Genomic DNA, 22,388 nt, shown 5'->3' on the forward strand with positions numbered 1-22,388 from the left:
TGCTTTTTTTATGCTAAGCTTTTTAGAAATGATATTCAATCTTTAAATGGAGATATTTTAGACTATTTTTTCTACTTTAGAAGCGAAACATGATCATAAAAACACTTCAAATATTTTTTATTGCAGATGGAAAAAGAAAAACCAAAAAATGTCTTAGTTCAAAAATTAATTTCAAAAGGATTTTACAGAAGTTCTGAAGAAGTAGAAGCGTTCAATTTGGAAAGATTCAAAGAAAGTATAAAGGATATATTTTTACCTTTTTTTGACGAAGCGTATATAAAAGAAAACTTGTCAATTCCAGATGAATATGTTGAATTTCTTAGTAGTATAGGTGCATCGTTGAATAATAGTTGGGATTACTTTCCTGGAGAAAATGCAGTAATAAGTGACACTGAATTTTGGTTAGATTTATATGGTGAAGATTTCAAAGAAATGGAATCAACCGAAAATGTATTAAGATTGCACATAAGCATTGCGTCTCAAGGAGATAAACATGTCATTCTCTTGAATTGCGATAAAAGTTCTAAAGATGTACATACTTACTACTGGTTTGAAGATGCACATCCTTGGAATGGATATTCTAAAGGTATGTCCGACTGGAACAGTCTAGAATCTTTCTTAAAAGATGACTATAAAATATAACGAACGAATTTTACACGAATTCATGAAAAATACTTGAAACAAAAAGCACTTCCGTTAAGAAGTGCTTTTCTATATCATATAATGTAAATCTAGTTTACAATCGTAAAGAAAGACTAAAAATAATTTGACTTGGTCTAGAGTCTAAAGTTCCTATTTTAACATTATTAGTATCTAAAATGCTGGCTTCATTCTCCGAGAAACCTCTTTCATAACGAACATCCAATCCGATGTTTCCAAATTTCACAGCAGCTCCAAAATTAAAACCAACGGTAATATCGTTTTGTACATCAGAAATAGTGGCGTTGTCCAAATCATTGTCAAGCGTGTACTGAAACGCCGGACCTGCAAAAATACTCAAAGGACCAATCACATCGATTCCTACTAACACAGGAACATCAATCTTAGACATATCGTATGCGCTAGAACCGTATTCACTTTTAGTTTTTGTATAAACTACTTCTGGGCGCAGATATAATTTGCTGAAATTAATTTCATAATAAGCACCAACATGGTAGCCAATTTTTGCATCACCGCTATCTTCAATAATATTTTCTCCTGCGGTAACAACTTCACGTAACTCTCCGTTAGAGTTAAAGTTTAATCCTGCTTTTACTCCAAATTGCGCAAAGCAACTTGCTGAAACTAGCAGAAATACTAAACATAATAGGTTGTTTTTCATGATTTTAATGTTTAATGTTACAGTAGTAGAAACGATATTTTTTAGAATCTATTACTTTCTTTTCATTACTTTTTGCGAGGCTTTTACAATGGCAGCCGCATTTAAGCCATATTTTTCCATCAATTGTGCTGGTGTTCCTGATTCTCCAAAAGTATCTTGAGTTGCTACAAATTCTTGTGGAGTTGGTTGGTGTACTGCTAATGTACGCGCTACACTTTCTCCTAAACCACCTAAATAATTATGTTCTTCGGCAGTAACTACACATCCTGTTTTTGAAACAGAATTAATAATAGCTTCTTCGTCTAATGGTTTAATAGTATGAATATTGATAACCTCAGCAGAAATTCCTTCCGCTTCTAAAGTTTCAGCAGCTTGCAAAGCTTCCCAAACCAAATGTCCAGTGGCAACAATAGTTACATCAGTTCCTTCCGTTAATTGTACGGCTTTTCCAATCTCAAATTTCTGATCGGCAGGAGTGAAGTTTGCTACTTTTGGACGACCAAAACGTAAATATACAGGTCCGTGATGTTCTGCAATTGCTAAAGTTGCTGCTTTCGTTTGATTGTAATCACAAGTATTAATTACAGTCATTCCTGGCAACATCTTCATCAAACCTATATCTTCTAAAATTTGATGTGTAGCACCATCTTCTCCTAATGTAATTCCTGCATGCGAAGCACAAATTTTTACATTCTTATCAGAATACGCTACTGATTGACGAATTTGATCGTACACACGTCCTGTAGAAAAGTTAGCGAATGTTCCCGTAAACGGAATCTTTCCTCCAATAGTCATTCCGGCAGCAATTCCAATCATATTTGCTTCAGCAATTCCTATCTGGAAAAATCGTTCTGGGTGATTATTTTTAAAATCTCCCATTTTTAATGATCCTGTCAAATCTGCACAAAGTGCTACTACATTCTCATTTGTTTTTCCAAGTTCAGTCAATCCGTCTCCAAACCCTGAACGTGTATCTTTATTTCCTGTATTTGTATATTTTTTCATCTTAATACCCGAAAAATCGGGGAACTTTTTTAGTTAAACTTTGTTTTTAGAAACTATTACGGATTAATAATCACCTAAAGTTTCAGGGTTTTGTGTCAAAGCACTTTCCAATTGTTCGTCGTTCGGAGCTTTTCCGTGCCAAGCGTGTGTGTTCATCATAAAATCAACACCATTCCCCATTTCAGTATGTAACAATACACAAACAGGTTTTCCTTTTCCGGTTCTGGCTTTTGCTTCCGCCATACCGTCTTTAATTGCTTGAATATTGTTTCCGTCTGTAATTTCTAAAACATCCCAACCAAATGCTTCAAATTTTGCAGTAAGCGATCCTAAAGGTAAAACATCATCAGTAGCGCCATCAATTTGTTTTTTATTATAGTCTACCGTTGCAATGTAATTATCAACATTATTTCCAGCAGCATACATGGCAGCTTCCCAAATTTGTCCTTCTTGCAATTCTCCATCTCCATGTAAAGAATACACTAAATGATCATCGCCATTTAATTTTTTCGTCAAAGCGGTTCCGATAGCAACAGACATTCCTTGTCCTAACGAACCAGAAGCGATACGAATTCCAGGCAAACCTTCGTGTGTTGTTGGATGTCCTTGCAAGCGAGAATCTAGCAAGCGAAACGTGTTTAATTCCTCAACAGGAAAATAACCTCTACGTGCCAATACGCTATAAATTACAGGAGAAATATGACCATTAGATAAAAAGAAAACATCTTCCTCTTTTCCATCCATTGCAAAACCGTCATTCAGTTTCATAGTATCATTATACAAAGTGGCTAAAAATTCAGCACATCCCAAAGATCCTCCTGGATGACCAGAATTTACTTTATGTACCATTCTCAAGATATCTCTTCGTACTTGAGTAACTAAATTTTCTAATGATTTGTTATCAGACATTGTGTGTTTATTAGTAGTTTTTAACAGCTCCAAAAGTAAGTTATAAAATAGCGACCACAAAAGAAGTTTGCAGGCTTTTATTAACGAAATACTGTGAATAAGCTAAAAAAAGGAATTTAACTTGTAAATATTTGATAATGAATTGTTAAAGCTTTGTGTGAATCTCAGAAAAAGGAATAAAAAACTCAAATCATCTGCCAATTGTCAAATTTTAATTTTTTATTAGTAAAATCATCTACGAATCTTACCTATATTTGCCAACTGATGATGCCATAGTTTGTGCTGTAAAAATGATTATTTTAAGGCTTTCGCCAGAAGTGTCTCGCGGTAACATACAAACAAGAATAAGGCAATAGCGACTCGACAATGAAATTTGAATTAAAAGGAAAAGACCCACAAAGTAAGGCAAGAGCAGGAGTAATGACTACTGATCATGGAACGATAGAAACACCTATTTTTATGCCTGTTGGAACTATAGGAACTGTAAAAGGAGTTCACCAACGCGAACTAAAAGAAGATATCAATCCAGATATTATTTTAGGAAACACATATCACCTCTATTTACGACCACAAACAGAAATTCTTGAAAAAGCAGGTGGATTGCATAAATTCATGAACTGGGATCGTAATATATTGACAGATTCTGGTGGATACCAAGTATATTCACTTTCTGCCAACAGAAAAATTAAAGAAGAAGGTGTAAAATTCAAATCACATATTGATGGCTCATACCATTTCTTTACACCAGAAAATGTAATGGAAATTCAACGTACTATTGGAGCCGATATCATCATGGCTTTTGATGAATGTACACCGTATCCATGTGATTATCGTTATGCGAAACGTTCTATGCATATGACACATCGTTGGTTAGATAGATGTATCAATCACTTAGAAAAAGTACCTTATAAATACGATTACAGTCAAACATTTTTTCCAATTGTTCAAGGAAGTACATACAAAGACTTACGCAAACAATCGGCTGAATTTATTGCTTCGCGTGAAGCAGAAGGAAACGCTATTGGAGGTTTATCTGTAGGAGAACCAGCAGAAGAAATGTATGCAATGACAGATGTTGTATGTTCAATTTTGCCAGAAGACAAGCCACGATATTTAATGGGCGTTGGAACACCAATCAATATATTAGAAAATATAGCTTTAGGAGTTGACATGTTCGATTGTGTGATGCCAACACGTAACGCCAGAAACGGAATGTTATTTACCGCTCATGGAACCATTAACATTAAAAATAAAAAGTGGGAAGATGATTTTTCTCCAATAGATGAAATGGGCATTACATTTGTAGATACGGAATATTCAAAAGCGTATTTACGTCATTTATTTTCAGTAAATGAATTACTTGGAAAGCAAATTGCAACAATTCACAACTTAGGATTTTATCTTTGGTTGACAAGGGAAGCAAGAAAACATATATTAGCGGGAGATTTTGACGCTTGGAAAAATATGATGGTAAAACAAATGGACAAACGCCTGTAATATCATATGAAAATACTAGATTGGTACATAATTAAAAAATATCTATTAACATTCTCTGTAATGTTATTGCTATTTGTCCCAATTGGGATTATGGTTGATGTTTCTGAAAACATTGATAAAATGTTAGCCTCAGAAGCTCCGACAGATGAAATAGTACTATACTATGTAAACTTTGTCATTTACTTTGCTAATCTACTATTTCCTATATTCTTATTCCTCTCTGTAATTTGGTTTACCTCAAAATTGGCAAATGATACCGAAATTATTGCAATATTAAGTTCTGGAGTTTCCTATTTACGATTTTTAAGACCATTCTTAGTTGCAGCATCTATCGTTGCTATTGTGGCTTTTGTGATGGGAATGTATATAGTACCAAATGCCAGTAAAGGATTCAATGAATTCCGTTTTGAATACATTAAAAAAGGACGTAAACAAGTACGCGATAATCGAGAAATATACAAGCAAATCAACAATAACGACTTTATTTATCTAAAAAGTTTCAGTTTCGATAGCAAACGAGGCGATTACTTTACGTTAGAGCATTTTGAAGATAATGTGCTAAAATATAAGATGGAAGCGCGTTCTCTAAAATACAATGAAGACGATAGTACCTATACATTGCGAGGTTTTAAAAAACGTATTGTTGGTGTTATGAATGATAGTTTGATAAGCAAACGAAAATTTGATACCATATTTCCATTTGAAGTCAATGATTTAACGCCTGTAACCTACATGGCAGAAACACTAAACTATCAAGAACTAGATAAATTCATTGAAAAAGAAAGACAATCTGGATCACCAAATGTGAGCAAACACTTATTAGTAAAATACAAACGTTGGAGTTTGCCAGTTACAGCATTCATCTTAACAATCATTGCAGTAGCCGTATCTTCTATGAAACGAAGAGGAGGAATGGGAGTAAATCTTGCTTTTGGAATTTCAATTGCATTTATATATATCTTTTTTGATAAGATATTCGGAACAATGGCAGAGAAATCTGGTTTCTCTCCAATGATGGCAGTTTGGGTTCCTAATATCGTCTTTGGTATATTAGCGCTATATTTACTGTACAATGCTAGGCGATAAACTCAAAAACTATTTACATCTACATTTATTAGTCTTTATTGCTGGTTTTACAGCAGTCTTGGGAAAGCTAACTACTATTGGTGCAATTCCTTTGGTTTGGTTTCGTATGCTCATTGCTGGATTGCTGATGCTAGGATTCATCAAAATATCAAAAATCAAACTCAAAATATCACTCAAAACATTTTTCAAATTTGCAATTGCAGGAATTGTAGTGGCGTTACATTGGATTACTTTTTTTGGAGCAATTGATGTTTCAAACGTATCTATCACTTTAGTTATGTTTTCCACAGGCGCATTTTTTGCTTCCTTTATAGAACCTATTGTATATCGCCGAAAAATTATTTGGTATGAAATTCTCTTCGGAATTATCGTAATTATTGGCGTGTCTATCATAATGAATTCCGAATTCAAATATATCAACGGAATCATCTTAGGTGTAGTATCAGCGTTTTTATCATCATTATTCGCGGTTTTAAACGGAAAATTTGTTGAAAAACATGATGCATCTGCCATTTCATTCTACGAATTTATATCTGGTGTAGCTTTTATATCCATATATTTAGCGTTTGCCGCAGATGGTTTCATGAAAGAAGATTTCTTTATACTACCTGCAAAAGATTGGATGTATATATTTATTTTGGCATCTGTGTGTACAGCGTATGCATTCATTGCTTCTACACACATCATGCGTTACATAAGTCCGTACACAGTAGTGTTGACGTATAATTTGGAGATTGTGTATGGAATTTTACTAACACTCATACTATCTCCAGAAGGCGAAAAAATGAGTTCAGGATTTTATTATGGAAGTTTGCTTGTAGTGGCAACTGTATTGTCAAATGGAATCATAAAAAACAAACGAAAAAGAAAATCACAGGAAGGCATTGAAATTTCCTAAATTAAAGTTTTATATTTGTAAATTGAAACAACTAAACATACCCTCAAAAGCATGGAATATTTAGATTTTGAGCTACCTATAAAGGAATTAGAAGAGCAACTGACTAAATGTGTAGCAATCGGACATGAAAGCGATATTGATGTTACCGAAACATGTCAGCAAATCGAAAAAAAACTGGCAGCTACCAAAAAAGATATCTATAAAAATCTAACAGCTTGGCAACGTGTACAACTATCACGTCACCCAAACAGACCTTATACGTTAGATTATATCAACGCACTTTGTGGTGATTCTTTCTTAGAATTACACGGAGATCGTAACGTAAAAGACGACAAAGCGATGATTGGTGGACTTGGTAAAATTGGAGATCAATCATACATGTTTATTGGTCAACAAAAAGGATACAACACAAAAACACGTCAATACCGTAACTTCGGGATGGCAAACCCTGAAGGATACAGAAAAGCATTGCGCTTAATGAAATCTGCTGAAAAGTTTGGAATTCCTGTAGTAACCTTAATTGATACACCAGGTGCATATCCAGGTTTAGAAGCTGAAGAACGTGGACAAGGAGAAGCTATTGCAAGAAATATTCTTGAAATGACACGCTTAAAAGTGCCAATTATTACTGTAATTATTGGTGAAGGAGCTTCTGGTGGAGCTTTAGGAATAGGAGTTGGAGATAGTGTATTAATGCTTGAAAACTCATGGTACTCTGTAATTTCTCCAGAAAACTGTTCTTCTATATTATGGCGTAGTTGGGAACACAAAGAAAAAGCAGCAGATGCCTTAAAGCTAACTGCTACTGATGCAATGAAAATTAAAGTAATCGATCAAATTATTAAAGAACCACTTGGTGGAGCACATACAGATCGTGAAGGAACTTTTATTGCAGTTCGTGATGCCATTGTAGAAAATTATGACAAACTGAAAAACTTATCACAAGAAGATTTAGTAATATCTCGTATGGATAAATATTCCAAAATGGGAGAATTTAAAGGATAAACCTATACAACATAGGGCAATTCAAAAATCCGAAGTGAAGACTTCGGATTTTTTTTCCGCTTATTAACAAAAAAATAGAACTTATTAACAATCAGTCGTTAAGATTCGAGCGTCAAATAAAACCCCATAAGTAAAACATTTATTTACTTTCGCAGTCATGGAAAACGTAAACCCTAAACAAACATATAAAACTGATAAAAGTAACTTAATAAGTCTTGAGAAAGGAAAATTACCACCACAAGCTGTCGATTTAGAAGAAGTTGTACTTGGTGCAATGATGATTGACAAAAAAGGTGTAGATGAAGTAATTGATATTCTGAGTCCAGAAGCATTCTACAAAGAAGCAAACAAGCTTGTGTATGAAGCTATTTTTCAATTATTCGAAAACTCTGAACCTATTGATTTATTAACGGTTTCATCACAACTTCGTAAAAATGCTAACTTAGAAATCGTTGGTGGTGACTTTTACTTAATCTCGCTTACGCAGAAAGTTTCCTCATCTGCACATATTGAATTTCACGCACGTATCATCTTGCAGAAATTCATTCAACGTAGTTTGATTAAAATTTCAAACGAAATCATAGAAGATGCTTACGACGAAACAACCGATGTATTCTCATTATTAGATAAAGCAGAATCGCGTTTGTACGAAGTAACACAAGGAAATATTAAAAAGTCGTCTGAAACGGCGCAAAGTTTGGTAATTCAGGCAAAAAAGAAAATTGAAGAAATATCAAACAAAGAAGGTTTAAGTGGTATTCCAACAGGGTTTACACAATTGGATAAACTTACCTCTGGATGGCAACCAAGTGATTTAATCATTGTAGCAGCACGTCCTGGTATGGGTAAAACGGCTTTAACCTTATCGATGGCAAGAAACATTGCTGTTGATCAGAATATTCCTGTAGCTTTCTTCTCGCTGGAGATGGCTTCTGTACAGCTAATTACACGTTTAATTTCCTCGGAAACAGGTTTGTCTTCTGAAAAATTACGTACGGGAAAATTAGCGAAACACGAATGGGAACAACTAAATGTAAAAGTAAAAGGACTAGAAAAAGCGCCTTTATTTATTGATGATACACCATCGCTTTCTATTTTCGATTTACGTGCAAAAGCAAGACGTTTGGCATCGCAACACGGAATTAGAATGATTATGATTGATTACTTACAGTTAATGACGGCTGGAGGAAGTCAAAAAGGAGGAAACCGTGAACAGGAAATCTCGACGATCTCTCGTAACTTAAAAGCTTTGGCAAAAGAATTGAATGTTCCAGTAATTGCCTTATCACAGTTATCACGTGCGGTAGAAACGCGTGGAGGAAGCAAAAGACCATTACTTTCAGATTTACGTGAATCGGGAGCGATTGAGCAGGATGCGGATATTGTATCATTCATCTACCGTCCAGAATACTATAAAATTGAAGAATGGGATGATGAAGAACGTTCGCCAACTGATGGACAAGCTGAATTTATTGTAGCAAAACACAGGAATGGTGGTTTGGAAAACATTCGATTGAAATTCTTAGGACATTTAGGTAAGTTTGATAACTTAGAAACTTTTGATTCACCATTCGAATTCCATTCAAAAATGAATGATGCAGCAAATGATGATACTTTCAAAACTGACAATTTACCAAGCGCTGATGAAGCATTCGGAAGTTCGATGAATGATGACTTTAATCCAGATGATAACGAAGTTCCTTTCTAAGAATTCCGTATTTTTGTAAAAACTTGTTAGGTTGATGAAAATTCAATCTATAAAACGGATTTACATGAAATATGACTACATAATTGCTGGATCAGGTTGTGCAGGATTGAGTTTGCTATACAGAATGTTGAAAGATTCACAGTTATCCCAAAAGCATATTTTAGTCATAGACAAAGACCAAAAAGTCAAAAACGATCGAACATGGTGTTTTTGGGAAAAGGGAAATGGTTTATTTGAAGAAATTGTAACGCATCAATGGGAAACTTTGGAGTTTTTGTCAGATGATTTTCAGCGTAAATTTGACATGACGAACTATCGTTATAAAATGATTCAAGGGATTGACTTTTATGATTATGTAATCGGTTTCGCAAAACAATTTGACAATGTTACGTTTGCTTCAGAAAATATTACTACAATTACTTCTTTTGATGGTTTTGCTGAAGTTGTGACTGATAATACAACTCACAAAGCAATGTACGTGTTTAATTCTACGAGTCTTTTCTATCCAAAAATGAACACTGAAAATTCACTTTTACAACATTTTGAAGGTTGGGTAATAAAGACAAAAACGCCTGTATTTGATAAAAATGTTGGACGTTTGATGGATTTTAGACTATCTCAAGAACATGGTGCAACTTTTATGTATGTTTTACCAACAAGCGAAACTGAAGCTTTGGTAGAATATACTTTGTTTACTGAAAAAGTATTAGAAAAAGAGCAATACAAAGTAGCTTTACAAAACTATATTAAATCATATTTGCAAATTGAAGATTATGAAATACTTCATACCGAGTTTGGAATCATTCCAATGTCTCTAGCAAAATTCTCAAGAAAAGTTCCAAATGGAAAAAACATCATCAACATAGGAACAGCAGGAGGATTTACAAAAGCGAGTAGTGGTTATACGTTTCAATTCGTTCAAAAACATACTGAAAACATTATCGATCTGCTAAAAAAAGAAAAACATCCCAATCCGACATTGACATTTCGAGATAAGATGTATCAATGGTATGACCGAACTTTATTAGAAGTAATTCTCTCAAATAAACTAGAAGGAAAGGAAATTTTTGCTACTATTTTTAAAAATCGAGATATTGAAACGATTTTAGCATTCTTAGGAAATGAAAGTTCTGTTTGGGAAGATATAAAAGTGATGAGTTGCTTGCCAATTATGCCTTTTTTAATTTCTGGAGTAAAGCAATTATAGTTACACTAAATTAAAAATAGCAACGTTTTGTTTTAATAATATTCTATAAAATTATCATGAAAAAACTGTTTATTATTAGCCTTTGTGTATTATTTTTCTCTTGTATTGAGGAATCTAAAAATAGTTCAAAACCTCAGGAAGTATCGGCTGATATAACATTAGAAGAACATGTGATAGTTTCTGATTTTCAAAAAATTATAGATACTACAGGTGTAAAAGGTTCCATCCTTTTATATGATGTTAAGAAAAACACATATTATTCAAATGCTTTTTCGTTGGCAAATACAGGAAAATTACCTGCTTCAACCTATAAAATTCCAAATTCAATTATCGCTCTTGAAACTAATGTAGTAAAAGATGAAAACGAAATGTTTATATGGAATGGAGAAGAACGATTTTTAAAATCATGGGAAACTGATTTAACATTTAAACAAGCATTTCAGCGTTCTTGCGTGCCTTGTTATCAAGAAGTTGCTCGAAAAATAGGCGTAGCACGTATGAATTTGTTTTTGGAAAAATTGCAATATGGTACTATAGTTGTAAATTATTCAAATTTAGACACGTTTTGGTTGCAAGGAACATCAAAAATCACGCAATTTCAACAAATCAATTTCTTAAAGCGTCTTCAAGAAAATAAATTGCCAATTTCAACAGAAACTTCAGAGATAGTAAAAGATATGATGGTTATCAAAGAAACTGAAAACTATGTGTTGCGAGGGAAAACAGGTTGGTCTATTACGAATAACATTAACAATGGTTGGTTTGTTGGATATCTAGAAAAAGGTGATCAAGTGCTCTTTTTTGCAACCAATGTAGAAGCTGCAAGTGATTATAATCAGAAAGACTTTCAAAAAAATAGAAAAGAGCTTACGTACAAAGCTTTAGCTATCTTAAATATTTTGAACTAAGACTAATTTTATATAAACTTTTAACAATCAATCACTTGTTCTGCATGCTCATTTATAAATGGGCACTTCTATACATTGCTAGTGCTATTATCATCGTATATATTTACTTCAAATATTTAAAACCATATATTATGAAGAAAAGAAATTTAAAGAGTTTAGCACTTAACAAAAAATCTATTTCTACGTTGTCTTATCATAAGATAAAAGGAGCAGCAATGAGATCAGCAGGACAAGATTATTCACGCTGTGTAGATTGTACGTATACTTGTGCTGGTTGTGAATAAAAAAATCTTTTTAATTATTAAAAGCGAACTTCGGTTCGCTTTTTTTATAAAAATAGAACATGCTTTTTTAGTTAAGTTCAAAAAAAAACAATCTTTTAAGATAATTTGATCTATATGATTCTGTTAGAGAAACGATAATTTTTTCGAATAGGTATAATTTTTGCGTATCTTTCCCTAGTATAAAATATATTGAAATTGAAAGTCAAAAATCTTATAACATTATGTATGCTTTTGCTGTTTTCAGTAAGTAGCTACGCTTCATATATTCTGATTCCAATGGATTCAGAGTCTCAAAAAGATCATTTAAAAGCTTACGGAATTACCTATTGGTCGCTTGAAAAAAAGATCAAAGTAAAATGGTTACTCAACTATCGTGGCGGATCATTCTTATTACCAGCAATTGATGCAGTTGAAAAAGAATGTAAAATTCGCGGTGTTTCTTATGAAGTTTTATCAGATGCAAAAACCAATACAATGTTGGAGGAAATTGCAAGTCCGAGTAAAAATCAAGAAGCTGTTATTTTGGAAAAAGCACCAAAAGTTGCTGTATATTCTCCAAAAGGAAATGTGCCTTGGGACGATGCAGTTACCATGGTGTTGACGTATGCTGAAATTCCGTATGATGTTGTGTACGATGAAGAAGTATTGGCTGATGATTTGATTAAATATGATTGGTTGCACTTACATCATGAAGATTTTACGGGACAATATGGTAAATTTTATGGAATGTACCGTGCTGCACCTTGGTATATTCGAGAAAAAAAAGAAGCAGAAGCTTTGGCGAAAAAACTAGGATATGATAAAGTTTCAGAAGAAAAACGCGATGTTGCTCTAAAAATTAGAGATTATGTCATTGGTGGCGGATTTATGTTTGCCATGTGTAGCGCAACCGATAGTTTTGACATTGCTTTGGCGGCAGAAGGCGTTGATATTTGTGAACCGATGTTTGACGGCGATGTATCGGATAGAAATTATCAAAATAAAATAGACTACAATAAAACATTTGCTTTTACTGACTTTGAACTAGAACGAAGCTCTACTAAATATGAATTCTCTTCTATAGATATGACGGCGAAACGTAGAATTGTAAAAGATGCTGACTATTTTACATTAATGGATTTTTCTGCTAAATGGGATCCAATTCCAACAATGTTATGTCAAAACCATACTGCTTTAGTGAAAGGTTTTATGGGACAAACGACAAGTTTTGATCGTTCTCATATTAAACCATCAGTGTTAATTTTGGGAGAAAATAGAACAAATGGAGAAGGTCGTTACATTCACGGAATTAAAGGAAAAGGATTTTTTACATTTTATGGAGGACATGATCCGGAAGATTATCAGCATCGAGTAGGAGATCCAAAAACAGAATTAGAACTACATCCAAATTCTCCAGGATATCGATTGATTTTAAACAATATCTTATTTCCAGCAGCAAAGAAAAAGAAACAAAAAACGTGAAAAAACACTTCGTACTTAGTTTAGTCAGTATTATTTTTTGCCAAATTTGTTTAGCTCAAAATGGAGGTTTAGTACAAGATAGTGCTTATGGCGAAGCACTTTTTATGAATATTGATTCGACAAAGATCATGTCGTACAGTAAAATATATTCAGATCATACACTACAAAATGACCGTATAGAATTAAAAAACACAATTGATACATACTTGCCAGACGCTACAGTAAACAAGAGTGATGGAAGAAATTATACGTATTATACATATACGATTAGTGAAATTTCATATAATAGAGAAGTTGATATCACAAAATCAGTATTCAAATCATATGTGTCAAAAGAATTCAAACCTGGCAAAGAATGGAAAAAAGTTGTTTTTTCTAGCATAGCAAAGATGGAACGTAAAGACGAAACTTCTTTCCGTGAGGTGGCTTGTGTGAAATATGATGACAATGGTTATAAAATTATTCATCAAGATATATTTGCTGCAGCTGAAATGTCTATTGTGCTTCGAGAGAATGTTACGGAGGAAAAATTACGTTTAGATGAATATGGAGATACAAATTGTAACTTTATAAGGAAACAAGAGCCTTTTGATGCTAAAAATGTTGAATATGTTGTTTCTAAAGATCTTCTTATTCTTCATTTTAAAGGGAATGACTTCTTTAGTTTGTACTTTCAATGGAAAAATAAATAGACTTTTTTAAGCATACACTATACTTTGAAAAGTAGTTGTAGTAAGTCCGCAACTATTCATATCTAAAAATATTACCTCTCATTATTTTATAATTTTATTAAATCTTACAAGATGTTCTGCAGGTACATATGGTTTAATAAAATGAAATAGCGGTTAGAGTTAGTAATCGAACCGCTATCACTTATACGCGCACTGGTTCTATTTAATTATTTTTCTAGTCAAAGTTACTTAAAGGATACTTTGCCAAAGGATTTTATCAATATACCAATAGTCATTTTCTTTTATAAGAAATAAGTAATCACATCCTTTTCTGTTTTTAGTCCAATACATGTCAATTTTGACTACTGCTATTTTATTTTGAATATCCAGAATCTCTACATCAATTTCAGATTCGGGCATTATTCCTTCTTTATTATAAGATAAAACCCATTGTTTGATTTCGTCAACTCCAACTGTAGATAAATCAAGCCATTTTCTGGATTCGTAGTCATACATAAAGCCTGTTTTAATTGCTTCTTTAGTAAAGTATTTGTCTATTAAATTTGTGTTCAGCTCTTTAAAAGCTTTAGGATACATTTTAGATACTTTTGTAATTTCGCTTTGGTTCATTTCTTTAAATATTTATTTTAATAATGAAACAAAAGTAGATGAGAGATGTGACAGCCTTATGTCAATTAGGTTTGGAAATTTTCAAAATATTCTTGAAGTTTAAAATTGTTTTCTGTTTTAAAATATTCTGTTGTTGTAGTTAGTTTGTGTATCCTATTTAGTCTAAATTCTCTCAATTCTTCTCGAAGTTGACAATAGGCAATTGTGATCCAAATCGTTCCGCGATTTCTTTTGCAGTTACGATTCTTTTTGATTGAAGTTGAATTAAGATAGCTGTTATTCTTGTTAGTTTATTTGTAGTTTTCATTAAATCGAAATATTCACTATAATTTCATCATTTAGGTTAAGAGAAGCTTTTTTTCTAATTTCAGACTTTACGGGTAGTAGGTAGGTGTTCATTTTTGTATCAAACCAAATAGCAGTATCCCATTTTATTTCTTTGATAGTGGCAGATGCTTTCATTCGTCCCCAACCTTCTTCTTGCCATTTAAGGTTTTCTCTAATTTCTTTTGAAATGTTTTTAGGTATGGAAATAAAAACCCATCCACCAGATGATTCGTCTTTCCATAATTTACCTGAAAATTCGTATTTAATTTTGGCTTGCACTTATATCTTGTTTTATCTTGAATTTGTAGTTTGTTTTAATTTGGTACAATGATTTTGTATCAAATTAAGTTATTTTTTAGAGATTAATCTAGTCTCAGTAGTTTCAAGTGGACTCCGGTGTAGTCGCATCTACTGTAATTACTATTATATATTATTGTGCAACGTTTTTATTCTTTTATACAATTCGTTTTCTAGTTCAACTGATTTTTCAAAATTTATGCTCTCAATTCCGTAAATCCATTCGTTTTGATATTCAGTCCAATTTGATTTATCCATTACAATTTTTTGTCCAATTTCGTTTTCTATTGATTTGATTTTTTTAAATCCTGGATTGGTCATTTTTATAACTCTTACATACTTGTCAGCAATCAATTCCGAGAGTATTTTTCCGCAAATAAACTCAGTTCCATTTTGAGTGGCAGATTCAGAATAATATTTTCTAACGGAATTATTTAAATCGTAAACTCCTTGAATATCATCATTTATTGAGTCAATCAATATAAATCTTATGTGTTCAATTTTATCCGAATTCATTTTTTGAGTGTAATACAACGTCTATTGATTATGGCAATTATCCAAATATAATGTAAATGTATAAATAATTTGATTCAATTCAATTGGTTATTCGTATTCATAACAATAATCATTTTATAAAATAAATGTTATGTTTTTAAATGAAAAACAGCTTGAGTTTTAAATGAAAATGATCGCATAATGTAAAAAACACAATTGATATGTATTTGCCAAATAAGAGTGATGGAATAAAGTTTACCGCTACCATAAATTGTTTAATTTAAGATACTAACAATTTGTAAGCTCAGTATTTATAGTTTGTTTAGCCGCATTATTAATTCTAAAATAGTTATAATGAAAAAAGACAAACCCACAAAATTTAATCTAAACAAGAAGACAATTTCACAATTAGCTGCATTTAAACAACAAGGAGGAAAAAATGATATATCGTTGGTGAAACCATGTATATTAACACTGGATGTTAACGGTATAAATGTTTGTTTTGAGACGAATGCTTACAAAACCTGTGGAGAAAGCATTATTATAGATTGTATCACACAAACAGAATTGCCTACATGTATTAATTGTGAATAAAAGATAAACTAAGTACAGAAACAAGGTTTTATCCTTGTTTTTGTGCTTAATTACTTGTTGTTAAAAGGTATAAAATTTCATTAATTGATTTCGCACTGATTGGTTTTGTGATGTAATAATTAACGCCAGCTTCTTCAGCTTTTTGTCTAGATTCAGGGAAAACATCTGCCGAACAAGCAACAATAGGAATGTCTTTTTTCTCTTTTTCTAAAGCTCTAATGGCGGAAGTAGCTTCCAAACCATCTAAAACAGGCATTTGAATATCCATCAAAATTAAATCGAAATCTTCCTCTTTCACAATTTCAACAGCTTCTTGTCCGTTGCTAACAATGGTAGTTTGTGCATCCCATTTCTTTAATAATTGTTTGATGAATAATTGATTCAGTTTGTTATCTTCTGCAACGAGAATTCTTTTGTTGCGAAGGTTATGATTGACATCTTGTGTACTTTGAAGCTCTAAATCACTTAAATCACTGACTTTATAATTCAAATCAAAGCTAAATGTAGTACCAATATTCACTTCACTTTTTACTGACAAATCACCACCAAGAAGTGATACTAGTTCTTTTGTAATACTCAGTCCTAAACCAGTTCCTTTTGGCTTTTCTTCACTATGATATGTTTGATAAAAACTTTCAAAAATAGTATTGAGGCTGTCTTTGGGTATTCCGTAACCAGAATCTTCTACTGTAAAGTAGAGTTGAATTGTTTTATCAGCTAATTCTTTTGCTGTAATTGTTACGTTGATGTATCCTTTTTGTGTGAACTTTAATGCGTTTCCAATAAGATTATTTAATATCTGACTTAATCTGTATTGATCACCAACAATATATTTAGGAATGGAATTCGTAATATTCATTGAAAAATCAAGTCCTTTTTCTTCAGCTTTTATTTTAAAACCTTTTTTGAGATTGGAGATGAGTTCTGTGAAATTGAAATCAACTTTTTGTACATTCAGTTTTCCTGCTTCAATCTTAGAAAAATCGAGAATATCATTTACAATCATCAATAAATTTTCCGTGGAAAAACGAATAGCTTCTATATTTTCATATTCTTTTTCATTACCAGAAAAGTCTTTTCGGTTGAATAATTCAGACAAACCTAAAATTACATTTAAAGGTGTTCGAATTTCATGACTCATATTTGATAAAAAAGTAGTTTTCGCTTTCGCAGACTTTTCAGCAATAACACGTGCTTCTTCAATACGAATCATATTCCGTATGTCTTTGGTAATATCACGAATTACGGCAAAGAATAACATCTTATTGTTAATATATATCGGGCTAATTTTTAAGTTGTAATATTTAGTCTCATCATTTTTAGTCACTTCAAATTCAAACAATTCTCTTTCAAGTGCGGCGATTGTTTTTAAAGAAAAGCCGTCGATGATAGTTTTTAATCGTGCCGAAAAATCTTCAGGTAAAAGTTTGTAGAAGTTGATTTGTTTTTCGTTAGTATTGATGAATTCAGCAGCTTTTTTATTAGATCTGATTATAACTCCATCGATATTAAAAATTACATTCGCATCCAGTGAATTGTGAATTACCGCAGAATATAACTTCTCATTATTTTCTAGTTCTTCTTGAATCTGTGATTTTTGAAAAACCTCTTTACTAAGTTTTGAATTGATATTTTCTAAGCTTGAAATTTGTGTTTTTAATAAACGATGCAATTGTCCTTTACTTGGTAAATTAGCATTCTCGGTAACTAAAAGTTCTTCAGGGACTAAATTCACAGTAATTGTAAAGTTTTCAAGTAAATAATAATTGTTGAAATGTTTGTTGTATGCATTGTTGTATATGCTTAACATCGCATTTAATCCTAAGCTATCTTGAATTTTTTGTTGAATAAGATTGGAATACTCAAAAAGCTCTTTTAAAATTGAAGCTGCTTTTTGTTGTGTAATAGTTTCAAAGGAAAGCGAACTATTGACTAGTAAATCTTCTGCTTCTACTAAAAATGGATTGCTAAAATTACCGAGTAAATCTCTAGATTTTAGAAGAACATCTTTTAAAAATAATTGTGAGAGTAGTACTTTTTGCGTGTGATTGTCTTCAATAAAAATAACATGACATTCATCTTTTTTGGTAAGTAATGTGTAGTTTTCTTTTAGGTTTTGTCTAAAACGCGATTTTTCAAAACTAGAATTATTTTGTAGTGTTAAAAAATCTTCTATTTCTAAATATAAATTAGGAAAAGTATCTACTTTTTTTTCGCTCGATGCTTTTTCAAAAACTTTAAGTTTGGAGCTCAACTCGTAATGTATATGATACTTTTTAAGTTGAATTTTTAACTCTTCAATCACTACAGCAATCGTAGTATTTAGAGATGCGTTTGAAGCTTTAGGTTCTTTTTGAGTGGTACGCTTTAAGAATTTATTAAAATAGGACATTTTATATTTTACTAGCCTTATAAATTTGATAAAAACCTAATGCAGATAATCCCCAAGTAGCAATCAATGCTGTGAACCATGCTATTTTTCCAATACTATTTCCTAATAGCTCATTAAAAAGGTTGTATCCGTACAAATGATCTATTTGCATATGTATATGTCCAATTGCCATGACTAAAAATCCCCAAGCAATTAAATTCATTCCTTTTCCAAACTTTCCGCCGCGTAAACGTTTGGCAGTTAAAAAACAAAAGACCAATGCAATTAACAAAAAAGGGAGTTCTAAAAGACCAAACAATTCACTTTGAGAAAATCCTTCAGATACAGAAGTATGTTGATGTTCTTGAAGTAAATAAGCAGCACTAACGAGTAAAGTGCTAGACAAAATTGTATTCATGTGCAATAAATAGGGATTCCACGCTAAAAATATGCTAAATTGAAAAAAAATCAAAGTTTTGAGAGAATAATTGAATATTTTTTTCTTTTTAAGCTGTTTTATGTGAAAATATGTAAAAAAACTGTAAAAATACTTTAGATAATAATGGCGTAAAATAGTTTTTTAATGAAAAAGGAGAGAGGTTGAACTTAAAATAAGACATAAAAAAACCGATACAGTGAAGTATCGGTTTTATAAGCGAAATATATATTGTTTGACGATTTATTTTACTTTATCAACGATTGCTTTGAAAGCTTCTGGGTGATTCATAGCTAAATCAGCTAAAACCTTACGGTTTAACTCGATGTTGTTAGCTTTTACTTTCCCCATAAACTGAGAATAAGACATACCGTTTAATCTAGCTCCCGCATTAATACGAGTAATCCATAATGCACGAAATGTTCTTTTCTTATTTCTACGGTCTCTGTATGAGTAACTCATAGCTTTGTCAACCGCATTCTTTGCAACTGTCCAAACGTTTTTACGTCTTCCAAAGTAACCTTTGGCTTGTTTTAATACCTTTTTTCTTCGGGCTCTACGAGCAACCGCGTTTACTGATCTTGGCATACTTTTAAATGATTTTTGTAGTAGGCGATCCAAAACTCTGAATTATAAATTCTGAATTCTGAATTCTTTGATTGGGCCTAACTCCAGGGTTTATAAATTTGTTTTAACCGAAAGAACGGATTACTTTAAACGTAATTGTTCTTTAATACTATTAACGTCACTTTCATGCACTAATGCACTGTGAGTTAATGCTAGCTTACGCTTCTTAGACTTCTTTGTTAAGATGTGACTTTTGAAAGCGTGCTTTCTTTTAATTTTACCAGAACCTGTAAGCTTAAAACGCTTCTTAGCACTGGATTTAGTTTTCATTTTAGGCATAATTCCTAATTTATTTAAATACTTCGCTTATTATTTTCAATTCGATTTCACACAACAAGTAGTTATATTTATTCATGCTGAGTGAAGCCGAAGTATTATTTCTTTTTAGGTGCGATGAACATAATCATACGCTTTCCTTCTAACTTTGGCATTTGTTCTACTTTACCATACTCTTCAAGTTCTTGCGCTAATTTCAGTAACAAAATTTGCCCTTGATCTTTATAGATGATCGAACGTCCTTTAAAAAATACATATGCTTTCAATTTTGCTCCATCTTTAAGGAACTTTACAGCATGTTTCTTTTTAAATTCGTAATCGTGTTCATCTGTTTGAGGACCAAAACGAATTTCCTTAACAGTAACCTTTGACGCTTTAGCTTTGAGTGACTTTTCACGTTTTTTCTGTTCGTAAAGGAACTTCTTATAATCCATTATTTTACAAACAGGAGGATTAGCTTTAGGTGAAATTTCAACTAAATCTAATTCTTGTTCGTCTGCTATGGCAAGTGCTTTCCTTGTCGGATAAACGCCAACTTCAACATTATCTCCTACAAGTCGTACTTCAGGAGCGTTGATTTTTCTGTTAATTCTGTGTGGATCTTCCTTGATTTCTCTTCTAGGAGCTCTACTTCTTTTTCTTCGTATTGCTATGGTTCTAAAATTTTAAGTTAAACATTAAATGGTTTCAAGCTTTTATTTATTTCTTCTTTAACCATTTCCGCAAATGCTTCCATTGTTAAAGTTCCTATATCGCCAACCCCATGTCTTCGTACAGAAACTGTGCCATCTTTTTCCTCCTGTTCTCCAATGATTAACATAAAAGGAACTTTGCTCATTTCTGCTTCACGAATCTTTTTACCAACAGTCTCATTTCGATTGTCGATTTGGGCGCGAATTTCGTGATTTTCTAACAAATTTAAAACTTTTTTCCCGTAATTCTCATATTTTTCACTAACAGGTAAAAGAATTGCCTGATCTGTCATAAGCCATAATGGGAAATTTCCGCCTGTATGCTCTAGTAAAATTGCGATAAATCGTTCCATACTTCCAAATGGAGCACGATGAATCATTACAGGTCTGTGTAGTTCGTTGTCACTACCTTTATATGTCAAGTCAAAACGTTCAGGTAAGTTGTAATCTACCTGTATAGTTCCTAATTGCCAGCTTCTTCCAAGAGCATCTTTTACCATAAAGTCAAGCTTTGGTCCGTAAAATGCAGCTTCGCCATATTCAATCACATAATTAAGTTCTTTTTCTTTTGCGGCATTGATAATAGCATTTTCAGCTTTCTCCCAATTTTCGGTAGAACCAATATATTTTTCTGGTTTCTCAGGATCACGCAAAGAAACTTGTGCTGTAAAATTGTCGAATCCTAACGATTCAAAAACATACATTACTAAGTCAATCACATTTTTAAACTCTTGATCTAACTGATCTGGCGTACAAAAAATATGTGCATCATCTTGTGTAAACCCTCGTACACGTGTCAATCCATGTAACTCACCACTTTGTTCATAACGATAAACAGTTCCGAATTCTGCGTAACGTTTTGGTAAATCCTTATAGCTAAAAGGTTTGGTGTTGTATATTTCGCAGTGATGTGGGCAATTCATAGGTTTTAACAAAAACTCTTCATCTTCTTTTGGAGTGTTAATCGCTTGGAAACTATCTTCTCCATATTTTGCGTAATGTCCAGAAGTAACATATAATTCTTTCTGTCCAATATGTGGAGAAATCACCATTTCATAACCAGCTTTCTGTTGTGCTTTCTTCAAGAAATTCTCTAATTGCGAACGTAAAGCTGCTCCTTTAGGTAACCACAAAGGAAGACCTTGACCAACTTTCTGTGAAAAAGTAAATAATTCTAGTTCTTTACCAAGTTTTCTATGATCACGTTTCTTAGCTTCTTCCAATAATGCTAAATACTCTTTAAGCTCTTTCTGTTTCGGAAAAGAAACGCCATAAATACGAGTTAACTGTTTATTATTCTCATCTCCTTTATAATAAGCTCCGGCAACACTCATTACTTTAACAGCTTTCACAATTCCAGTATTTGGAATATGTCCACCACGACACAAATCAGTAAAAGTATCGTGATCACAAAACGTAATAGTTCCGTCTTCCAAACCTTCAACGAGTTCTACCTTATAATCATTTCTATCCTTATAGTAGGCTAAGGCTTCAGCTTTCGTTGCAGAGCGCATTTTAAAATCATGCTTTCCTCTAGCAATCTCAAGCATTTTATCTTCAATTGTCTTAAAATCTTTATCGCTAATGGTGTCATCTCCCATGTCGATATCATAATAAAAACCATTATCAATAGCTGGACCAACCCATAGCTTAGCATTTGGGTACAATTCCAAAATCGCTTGT

At 32.5% G+C, this 22,388-nt stretch carries 26 protein-coding genes (1 of these 26 running past the window's edge); 12 read left to right on the forward strand and 14 right to left on the reverse strand.

The features are described 5' to 3' along the window. Positions 1-126 precede the first annotated feature (126 nt). A complete protein-coding gene (locus ACOQOS_RS00785; RefSeq protein ID WP_420573055.1) occupies positions 127-642 on the forward strand; it encodes a hypothetical protein in 516 nt (171 codons plus the stop codon). Between the two features lie 94 nt (positions 643-736). Here the strand turns inward: ACOQOS_RS00785 and ACOQOS_RS00790 are convergent, their stop codons facing one another. From ACOQOS_RS00790 to ACOQOS_RS00800, 3 genes are all read right to left on the reverse strand, one after another. Next, positions 737-1,321: an outer membrane beta-barrel protein gene (locus tag ACOQOS_RS00790; RefSeq protein ID WP_420573056.1), complete on the reverse strand. Its 585-nt coding sequence runs from the start codon at positions 1,319-1,321 to the stop codon at positions 737-739. A gap of 51 nt (positions 1,322-1,372) precedes the next feature. Beyond that, a complete protein-coding gene (locus ACOQOS_RS00795; RefSeq protein ID WP_420573057.1) occupies positions 1,373-2,326 on the reverse strand; it encodes a transketolase family protein in 954 nt (317 codons plus the stop codon). Positions 2,327-2,389: 63 nt separating this feature from the next. Next, the gene (locus ACOQOS_RS00800) at positions 2,390-3,235 is read right to left on the reverse strand and encodes a transketolase (protein ID WP_420573058.1); all 846 of its coding nucleotides are present in this window, start codon (positions 3,233-3,235) and stop codon (positions 2,390-2,392) included. A gap of 366 nt (positions 3,236-3,601) precedes the next feature. On the opposite strand from ACOQOS_RS00800, the gene tgt reads away from it, so the two are divergent. The 10 genes from tgt (at position 3,602) to ACOQOS_RS00850 (ending at position 13,981) form a co-directional block, all read left to right on the forward strand. Next, positions 3,602-4,732, forward strand: coding sequence for a tRNA guanosine(34) transglycosylase Tgt (tgt, locus tag ACOQOS_RS00805; protein WP_420573059.1), 1,131 nt, complete (start codon positions 3,602-3,604; stop codon positions 4,730-4,732). Positions 4,733-4,738: 6 nt separating this feature from the next. Then, entirely contained in the window at positions 4,739-5,818 is a 1,080-nt protein-coding gene (locus ACOQOS_RS00810) for an LptF/LptG family permease (protein ID WP_420573060.1), read from the forward strand. Continuing rightward, on the forward strand, positions 5,805-6,716 hold the full coding sequence (locus ACOQOS_RS00815) for a DMT family transporter (RefSeq protein WP_420573061.1): 912 nt from the start codon (positions 5,805-5,807) through the stop codon (positions 6,714-6,716). Before ACOQOS_RS00810 ends, ACOQOS_RS00815 begins: the two co-directional genes overlap by 14 nt. A gap of 51 nt (positions 6,717-6,767) precedes the next feature. Further along, positions 6,768-7,721, forward strand: coding sequence for an acetyl-CoA carboxylase carboxyltransferase subunit alpha (locus ACOQOS_RS00820; protein WP_420573062.1), 954 nt, complete (start codon positions 6,768-6,770; stop codon positions 7,719-7,721). A 157-nt stretch (positions 7,722-7,878) separates the two neighbouring features. After that, positions 7,879-9,429: a replicative DNA helicase gene (gene dnaB / locus ACOQOS_RS00825; protein ID WP_420573063.1), complete on the forward strand. Its 1,551-nt coding sequence runs from the start codon at positions 7,879-7,881 to the stop codon at positions 9,427-9,429. A 64-nt stretch (positions 9,430-9,493) separates the two neighbouring features. Next, on the forward strand, positions 9,494-10,636 hold the full coding sequence (locus tag ACOQOS_RS00830) for a lycopene cyclase family protein (protein ID WP_420573064.1): 1,143 nt from the start codon (positions 9,494-9,496) through the stop codon (positions 10,634-10,636). 56 nt (positions 10,637-10,692) lie between these two features. Next, positions 10,693-11,544: a class D beta-lactamase gene (gene blaOXA, locus ACOQOS_RS00835; protein ID WP_420573065.1), complete on the forward strand. Its 852-nt coding sequence runs from the start codon at positions 10,693-10,695 to the stop codon at positions 11,542-11,544. A gap of 131 nt (positions 11,545-11,675) precedes the next feature. Further along, entirely contained in the window at positions 11,676-11,828 is a 153-nt protein-coding gene (locus tag ACOQOS_RS00840) for a hypothetical protein (RefSeq protein WP_420573066.1), read from the forward strand. A 225-nt stretch (positions 11,829-12,053) separates the two neighbouring features. Then, positions 12,054-13,289: an asparagine synthetase B gene (locus ACOQOS_RS00845; RefSeq protein ID WP_420573067.1), complete on the forward strand. Its 1,236-nt coding sequence runs from the start codon at positions 12,054-12,056 to the stop codon at positions 13,287-13,289. Beyond that, positions 13,286-13,981 (forward strand): hypothetical protein, encoded by a 696-nt coding sequence (locus ACOQOS_RS00850; protein WP_420573068.1) that lies wholly within the window; start codon positions 13,286-13,288, stop codon positions 13,979-13,981. Before ACOQOS_RS00845 ends, ACOQOS_RS00850 begins: the two co-directional genes overlap by 4 nt. Before the next feature lie 228 nt (positions 13,982-14,209). On the opposite strand, the gene ACOQOS_RS00855 is transcribed toward ACOQOS_RS00850, so the two are convergent. From ACOQOS_RS00855 to ACOQOS_RS00875, 5 genes are all read right to left on the reverse strand, one after another. Then, positions 14,210-14,590 (reverse strand): nuclear transport factor 2 family protein, encoded by a 381-nt coding sequence (locus ACOQOS_RS00855; RefSeq protein WP_420573069.1) that lies wholly within the window; start codon positions 14,588-14,590, stop codon positions 14,210-14,212. A 65-nt stretch (positions 14,591-14,655) separates the two neighbouring features. Then, positions 14,656-14,766 (reverse strand): hypothetical protein, encoded by a 111-nt coding sequence (locus tag ACOQOS_RS00860; protein WP_420573070.1) that lies wholly within the window; start codon positions 14,764-14,766, stop codon positions 14,656-14,658. Next, on the reverse strand, positions 14,763-14,897 hold the full coding sequence (locus ACOQOS_RS00865) for a hypothetical protein (RefSeq protein WP_420573071.1): 135 nt from the start codon (positions 14,895-14,897) through the stop codon (positions 14,763-14,765). The genes ACOQOS_RS00860 and ACOQOS_RS00865 overlap by 4 nt, the downstream gene beginning before the upstream one ends. After that, positions 14,897-15,196: a DUF1905 domain-containing protein gene (locus tag ACOQOS_RS00870; RefSeq protein ID WP_420573072.1), complete on the reverse strand. Its 300-nt coding sequence runs from the start codon at positions 15,194-15,196 to the stop codon at positions 14,897-14,899. Before ACOQOS_RS00870 ends, ACOQOS_RS00865 begins: the two co-directional genes overlap by 1 nt. Before the next feature lie 144 nt (positions 15,197-15,340). After that, the gene (locus ACOQOS_RS00875) at positions 15,341-15,730 is read right to left on the reverse strand and encodes a hypothetical protein (RefSeq protein ID WP_420573073.1); all 390 of its coding nucleotides are present in this window, start codon (positions 15,728-15,730) and stop codon (positions 15,341-15,343) included. Between the two features lie 333 nt (positions 15,731-16,063). Here ACOQOS_RS00875 and ACOQOS_RS00880 point away from each other — a divergent pair, with 333 nt between their 5' ends. After that, positions 16,064-16,303: a hypothetical protein gene (locus tag ACOQOS_RS00880; RefSeq protein WP_420573074.1), complete on the forward strand. Its 240-nt coding sequence runs from the start codon at positions 16,064-16,066 to the stop codon at positions 16,301-16,303. Positions 16,304-16,349: 46 nt separating this feature from the next. Here ACOQOS_RS00880 and ACOQOS_RS00885 read toward each other — a convergent pair whose 3' ends face one another. From ACOQOS_RS00885 to thrS, 6 genes are all read right to left on the reverse strand, one after another. Next, positions 16,350-18,695: an ATP-binding protein gene (locus ACOQOS_RS00885; protein WP_420573075.1), complete on the reverse strand. Its 2,346-nt coding sequence runs from the start codon at positions 18,693-18,695 to the stop codon at positions 16,350-16,352. Between the two features lies 1 nt (position 18,696). Beyond that, a complete protein-coding gene (locus ACOQOS_RS00890; RefSeq protein WP_420573076.1) occupies positions 18,697-19,092 on the reverse strand; it encodes a hypothetical protein in 396 nt (131 codons plus the stop codon). A gap of 261 nt (positions 19,093-19,353) precedes the next feature. Continuing rightward, on the reverse strand, positions 19,354-19,698 hold the full coding sequence (gene rplT, locus ACOQOS_RS00895; protein WP_046744546.1) for a 50S ribosomal protein L20: 345 nt from the start codon (positions 19,696-19,698) through the stop codon (positions 19,354-19,356). A 120-nt stretch (positions 19,699-19,818) separates the two neighbouring features. Continuing rightward, a complete protein-coding gene (rpmI, locus tag ACOQOS_RS00900) occupies positions 19,819-20,016 on the reverse strand; it encodes a 50S ribosomal protein L35 (RefSeq protein ID WP_077405387.1) in 198 nt (65 codons plus the stop codon). Positions 20,017-20,111: 95 nt separating this feature from the next. Then, entirely contained in the window at positions 20,112-20,603 is a 492-nt protein-coding gene (gene infC / locus ACOQOS_RS00905) for a translation initiation factor IF-3 (RefSeq protein WP_420575177.1), read from the reverse strand. A gap of 80 nt (positions 20,604-20,683) precedes the next feature. After that, positions 20,684-22,388, reverse strand: partial view of a threonine--tRNA ligase gene (thrS, locus tag ACOQOS_RS00910; RefSeq protein WP_420573077.1) — the 3' portion only. Its footprint extends 239 nt past the window's final position; 1,705 of the gene's 1,944 nt are visible here — the last part of the coding sequence; its start codon lies off the right edge, out of view; the stop codon is at positions 20,684-20,686.

It is taken from the genome of Kordia sp., assembly GCF_965224175.1.
Taxonomy (GTDB): domain Bacteria; phylum Bacteroidota; class Bacteroidia; order Flavobacteriales; family Flavobacteriaceae; genus Kordia.

What these genes read in the sequence shown, in the direction of transcription:
- ACOQOS_RS00785 (WP_420573055.1), top strand. Translation starts at nt 127, where the DNA reads ATGGAAAAAGAAAAACCAAAAAATGTCTTAGTTCAAAAATTAATTTCA.
- ACOQOS_RS00790 (WP_420573056.1), bottom strand. Translation starts at nt 1,321, where the DNA reads ATGAAAAACAACCTATTATGTTTAGTATTTCTGCTAGTTTCAGCAAGT.
- ACOQOS_RS00795 (WP_420573057.1), bottom strand. Translation starts at nt 2,326, where the DNA reads ATGAAAAAATATACAAATACAGGAAATAAAGATACACGTTCAGGGTTT.
- ACOQOS_RS00800 (WP_420573058.1), bottom strand. Translation starts at nt 3,235, where the DNA reads ATGTCTGATAACAAATCATTAGAAAATTTAGTTACTCAAGTACGAAGA.
- tgt (WP_420573059.1), top strand. Translation starts at nt 3,602, where the DNA reads ATGAAATTTGAATTAAAAGGAAAAGACCCACAAAGTAAGGCAAGAGCA.
- ACOQOS_RS00810 (WP_420573060.1), top strand. Translation starts at nt 4,739, where the DNA reads ATGAAAATACTAGATTGGTACATAATTAAAAAATATCTATTAACATTC.
- ACOQOS_RS00815 (WP_420573061.1), top strand. Translation starts at nt 5,805, where the DNA reads ATGCTAGGCGATAAACTCAAAAACTATTTACATCTACATTTATTAGTC.
- ACOQOS_RS00820 (WP_420573062.1), top strand. Translation starts at nt 6,768, where the DNA reads ATGGAATATTTAGATTTTGAGCTACCTATAAAGGAATTAGAAGAGCAA.
- dnaB (WP_420573063.1), top strand. Translation starts at nt 7,879, where the DNA reads ATGGAAAACGTAAACCCTAAACAAACATATAAAACTGATAAAAGTAAC.
- ACOQOS_RS00830 (WP_420573064.1), top strand. Translation starts at nt 9,494, where the DNA reads ATGAAATATGACTACATAATTGCTGGATCAGGTTGTGCAGGATTGAGT.
- blaOXA (WP_420573065.1), top strand. Translation starts at nt 10,693, where the DNA reads ATGAAAAAACTGTTTATTATTAGCCTTTGTGTATTATTTTTCTCTTGT.
- ACOQOS_RS00840 (WP_420573066.1), top strand. Translation starts at nt 11,676, where the DNA reads ATGAAGAAAAGAAATTTAAAGAGTTTAGCACTTAACAAAAAATCTATT.
- ACOQOS_RS00845 (WP_420573067.1), top strand. Translation starts at nt 12,054, where the DNA reads ATGCTTTTGCTGTTTTCAGTAAGTAGCTACGCTTCATATATTCTGATT.
- ACOQOS_RS00855 (WP_420573069.1), bottom strand. Translation starts at nt 14,590, where the DNA reads ATGAACCAAAGCGAAATTACAAAAGTATCTAAAATGTATCCTAAAGCT.
- ACOQOS_RS00865 (WP_420573071.1), bottom strand. Translation starts at nt 14,897, where the DNA reads ATGAAAACTACAAATAAACTAACAAGAATAACAGCTATCTTAATTCAA.
- ACOQOS_RS00875 (WP_420573073.1), bottom strand. Translation starts at nt 15,730, where the DNA reads ATGAATTCGGATAAAATTGAACACATAAGATTTATATTGATTGACTCA.
- ACOQOS_RS00880 (WP_420573074.1), top strand. Translation starts at nt 16,064, where the DNA reads ATGAAAAAAGACAAACCCACAAAATTTAATCTAAACAAGAAGACAATT.
- ACOQOS_RS00885 (WP_420573075.1), bottom strand. Translation starts at nt 18,695, where the DNA reads ATGTCCTATTTTAATAAATTCTTAAAGCGTACCACTCAAAAAGAACCT.
- ACOQOS_RS00890 (WP_420573076.1), bottom strand. Translation starts at nt 19,092, where the DNA reads ATGAATACAATTTTGTCTAGCACTTTACTCGTTAGTGCTGCTTATTTA.
- rplT (WP_046744546.1), bottom strand. Translation starts at nt 19,698, where the DNA reads ATGCCAAGATCAGTAAACGCGGTTGCTCGTAGAGCCCGAAGAAAAAAG.
- rpmI (WP_077405387.1), bottom strand. Translation starts at nt 20,016, where the DNA reads ATGCCTAAAATGAAAACTAAATCCAGTGCTAAGAAGCGTTTTAAGCTT.